This is a genomic window from Bacteroides sp. L10-4 (assembly GCF_013373675.1).
Classification (GTDB): domain Bacteria; phylum Bacteroidota; class Bacteroidia; order Bacteroidales; family Bacteroidaceae; genus Bacteroides; species Bacteroides muris.
Genome location: NZ_JABXJH010000114.1, coordinates 1 through 3,890, shown reverse-complemented (window position 1 = coordinate 3,890; position 3,890 = coordinate 1). Strand labels below are relative to the sequence as shown.

6 protein-coding genes are annotated in these 3,890 nt (G+C 34.9%); all 6 read left to right on the top strand.

Going from position 1 to position 3,890, the window contains the following annotated elements; all coding sequences use genetic code 11:
• Positions 1-192: 192 nt before the first annotated feature.
• The 6 genes from HU824_RS19160 to HU824_RS19135 all read left to right on the top strand — a co-directional run bounded on the left by HU824_RS19160 (position 193) and on the right by HU824_RS19135 (position 3,744).
• On the top strand, positions 193-483 hold the full coding sequence (locus HU824_RS19160) for a type II toxin-antitoxin system Phd/YefM family antitoxin (RefSeq protein WP_009124091.1): 291 nt from the start codon (positions 193-195) through the stop codon (positions 481-483).
• On the top strand, positions 471-746 hold the full coding sequence (locus HU824_RS19155) for a Txe/YoeB family addiction module toxin (protein WP_016275797.1): 276 nt from the start codon (positions 471-473) through the stop codon (positions 744-746). Before HU824_RS19160 ends, HU824_RS19155 begins: the two co-directional genes overlap by 13 nt.
• An 88-nt stretch (positions 747-834) precedes the next feature.
• Positions 835-1,281, top strand: a complete 447-nt coding sequence (locus HU824_RS19150; protein ID WP_176469714.1) for a JAB domain-containing protein — start codon at positions 835-837, stop codon at positions 1,279-1,281.
• A 150-nt stretch (positions 1,282-1,431) separates the two neighbouring features.
• Entirely contained in the window at positions 1,432-2,019 is a 588-nt protein-coding gene (locus HU824_RS19145) for a tyrosine-type recombinase/integrase (RefSeq protein ID WP_176469713.1), read from the top strand.
• A gap of 688 nt (positions 2,020-2,707) precedes the next feature.
• The gene (locus HU824_RS19140) at positions 2,708-3,028 is read left to right on the top strand and encodes a hypothetical protein (RefSeq protein WP_176469712.1); all 321 of its coding nucleotides are present in this window, start codon (positions 2,708-2,710) and stop codon (positions 3,026-3,028) included.
• 8 nt (positions 3,029-3,036) lie between these two features.
• Positions 3,037-3,744 (top strand): hypothetical protein, encoded by a 708-nt coding sequence (locus HU824_RS19135; protein ID WP_176469711.1) that lies wholly within the window; start codon positions 3,037-3,039, stop codon positions 3,742-3,744.
• Positions 3,745-3,890 lie beyond the last annotated feature (146 nt).

The window sequence follows — 3,890 nt, the reverse complement described above, 5'->3', positions numbered from 1 at the left end:
GGCATAGAGTTGAGTATTATTTTGTTTGACCACTTTAAAGATACTCATTTTCTGCGATATACAGAAAACTCTATGCCTTCTTTTATACCCTCTTATAAACTTTCATGCTGACTTGCGAAACTTAAATTAACTAATTATATTTGCAAGTACGCAAATAAGTACATACATTTGCATTATAAAAAAGGAGGATTTATGAGAACAGCCAATTACACTGATTTAAGAGCAAATCTTAAAGGTTATATTGATTCAGTAATTGATGATTACGATACTGTAATCGTCAATCGGGGTAATGGTAAAGGAGTAGTGATGATTTCCCTTGATGAATACAATTCATTGAAAGAGACTGAATATATAATGTCCTCACCTGCAACAATGGAAGCTATACGTCAAGGTGAGGAAGATATAAAGAATGGCAATTATATAGCACAGAAAGATGGAGAAAGCATAGAAGACTTTTTAAAGCGAGCATCATGTACAGAATAATATTATCTGACCAAGCACGGAAGGAATATCTATTCTTCTCACAGAGTGGCAATAAGATAATTCTGAATAAGATTACAGCTTTACTGAACGATATTGCAGAACATCCTTATACTGGAATTGGGAAGCCAGAACCACTAAAATATGAATTGACTGGTAAATGGTCAAGGAGAATCACCGCAGAACATCGTCTTGTTTACTCTGTAAACGATGATAAGATAGAAGTGCATATATTCTCCATGAAGCACCATTACTCTAAGAAGTAAACCAACTCATACATACTATTAATTGAAAGGGCATCTATTAAGTTAGGTGTCCTTTTTCTGTTTATACACTCTAACAATTAGCAACAATATGAATATAGATTATACTGTGGGTGAAGTGGAATTGTCCTACAAACCCAAATTCAAGAATATATATAAGGTAGTCAGTTCAGAGGACGCATATAAATATTTACTTCCTACATATAAGGAGGGAACTATCTGTTACAAAGAATACTTCAAAGTTCTGTTCCTAAACCAAGCCAGCCAAGTTTTAGGCTACACTCTCATATCAGAGGGAGGAATTACTGAAACTTGTGCTGATGTAAGAGTTATTCTGCAAGCCGCATTGCTCACCAATTCAGTAACTATCATTCTTGCACATAATCACCCAAGCGGTAGCATGAAACCAAGCAGGCAGGATATGGAGATTACTAAGCAGGTCAAGGATGCTGCAAGACTTATGAGAATTTCAGTAATAGACCACCTCATACTTACAGATGCAGGATATTACAGCTTTGCTGACGAGGGAGAATTATAATAAGGTAAAGGGCACTCAACTTTTAAGTTAGGTGTCCTTATCATATTCACTTTCATTATTAGTGAATGTTCATTTAGTAATCAGTGAGTTAGTAAATCCAACTCAGAATTAATATTCACTTCTATTCATTAACCTATAAAACAGAACATTATGTCACTTAAATATTCAAGCACAACGGCAGACTATCTTATATGGTCTGATGCAATGAACCTCATAAGGAAGTTAGCCAAAGACGAGAATTATAAAATCTCACTTCTTATAGCTTTGGGATGCTTCACAGGATTAAGAATATCTGATATTCTATCTCTAAGGTGGAAGCAGATATTAGATACTGACGAATTTACAGTAATTGAGCAAAAGACAGGCAAGGTAAGGACTATCAGACTGAACCCCCAATTACAGGAACATATTAAGGAGTGCTACGAGCATATAAATCCAGTTGGAATCAATGCGCCAATCCTTATAAGTCAGAAAGGCACTATCTTTACAGTTCAGAGAATCAATATCATCCTTAAAGAGGTGAAGAAGAAGTACAGGTTAAAGATTAAGAACTTTAGCTGCCATTCGCTTAGAAAGACTTTTGGTAGGCAGGTCTATAACATGAACAGTGATAATGCTGAACTTGCCTTAGTAAAGCTCATGGAACTGTTCAATCATAGTTCTGTTGCCATTACTAAAAGATACTTGGGATTAAGGCAGGAAGAGATTCTACAGACTTATGACTGTTTGAGCTTCTAATTGATTGGGACAGGATTATTAAGATACATCTTTATAGTGGTCTGAATGGTTCTGTCCCAAATAGCCGTTAATCGGAGTTCAAATATACATAAAGTTCATAATTCAAGGTAAGTGGGAATATTCCGCATAGAGTTCTTACAAATGTAAAGGTCGGTTTAGCACTTATCTAAAGAACCCGATTTTAGGCATCTCCCAACATTTTATAAACAATAAGTTCTTGCCATTCAAATAAAATTCTTAACTTTGCATCATATTCCCTCACACCTAAAACGTTAGGTCAATGTTGGAAGACATATTTAGTTAACGAAGAGCGTTTAAGATATTATCTTGCATTGGAATCTGGACAATTCTATTACCCAAGATAATAGACAAGAACGCTCACGTCGGTGTTATATATCTACTTATTCAAGTGGCCTATATAATGTTTGGCGTGGGCTATTGTTTATTATTGGGTAAGGGCAGTCCAGAGCCTCAATGCAATAATATCAGTAGTTCCCACGCTTCTTTTTTATATAACAGTCAACAGGGAACTTTGGCTATTACAATACTTTTAATACGAAACAGATAGTCCTACATTTAAATTGTCTCTGACATGATAGACAAGTGTACAATTATCACATTGCTTCCCCTACACTTTTATTTGCTGTTCACTCTTCTTATGGGGATAAGAAGTTAAATACCTATTGAAATGAGAATATTTAAATCAATTGGATTGCTCATGGTAAGCACACTCTTGATTTCATGTGCTACCAGTATTCCAATAAGTCTTTTATGCAATGAGCAACATGTAGAAATATATGTTGACGAAGAATATGTTGGACGAGGACAAGTTAACTATATTGTTCCTAAAGGAACTGATTATATCAAAGTTTCATGTAGGGAAAATGGTGTTGAAATATATAATAGAAACTATTATGTAAAAGGGAGGAAGAATCAATTGTTTGATTTGAATATCCCTAAAGACTACCGTTATTCTTCTGGGCAACAAGTTAAACCTCAAGTTAAATAATACAAGCCATGAAAAGATTTTTACTTTTAATAAATGCACTGTTGGTCTCCATGGTAATATGTCAAGCGGCAAAGAAACCTAAGGTTATCAAAATCACAGTAGAACCTAAGGAAGCTGCCATATATGTCAACAACACTTTATCTGGTTATGGATATGCGGAATTTACACGTCCAAAGAAAAAGAATGAAGTTGTAATTATACGATGTGAGTGCAACGAATATAAACCCATATTGACTAAATTCTATGGAGAAGATAAACGTAGCAGCCTATCTTTTGCCTTGCAACAAGATGGTTTTTATCGTGCTTCTGCGGCTTCTGGCGTTGTAAATAAATTCTTTACAATTGACTTGGATTCTTTATACTACCAAATTGATGGGGATAAAGTAAATGCTTCGGCAGCATGGAAACTACTCCATCAAATACTTCTAAACTACTTTGATGAAATAGCTACTACTGATATATATGGAGGATATTTACAAACTCCATGGCAATATAAGACCTTTAGCCTTTCAGAAAAGCAGATAAGAAATAGGGTTACTATTAGAGACATTTCAACCCCAAAACGTGCTGCATTTCAAATAAAAGTTTCATCAGAAGTTGCAGGAACTATGGCTGCAAGACATGGTGAATTTACAGAAGTTGACCGTATCCCTAAAGAGTTAGAACCTTTGATAGAAGAATTACAAACTCGCATAGGTAAAGTTAGTAGTCTCTAATTTAAAATCCTTTAATATAATAATAGTCCGTTAAAAATTCACCATATCGGCTAAGCGGCTTCTGCCACTATGCCAAAGAGTTCTTTGATAAGTTTAGTATTAAAAGTTCTGTTCGGTTTCAGACCGGACCTGCTAAAAATTCTTTT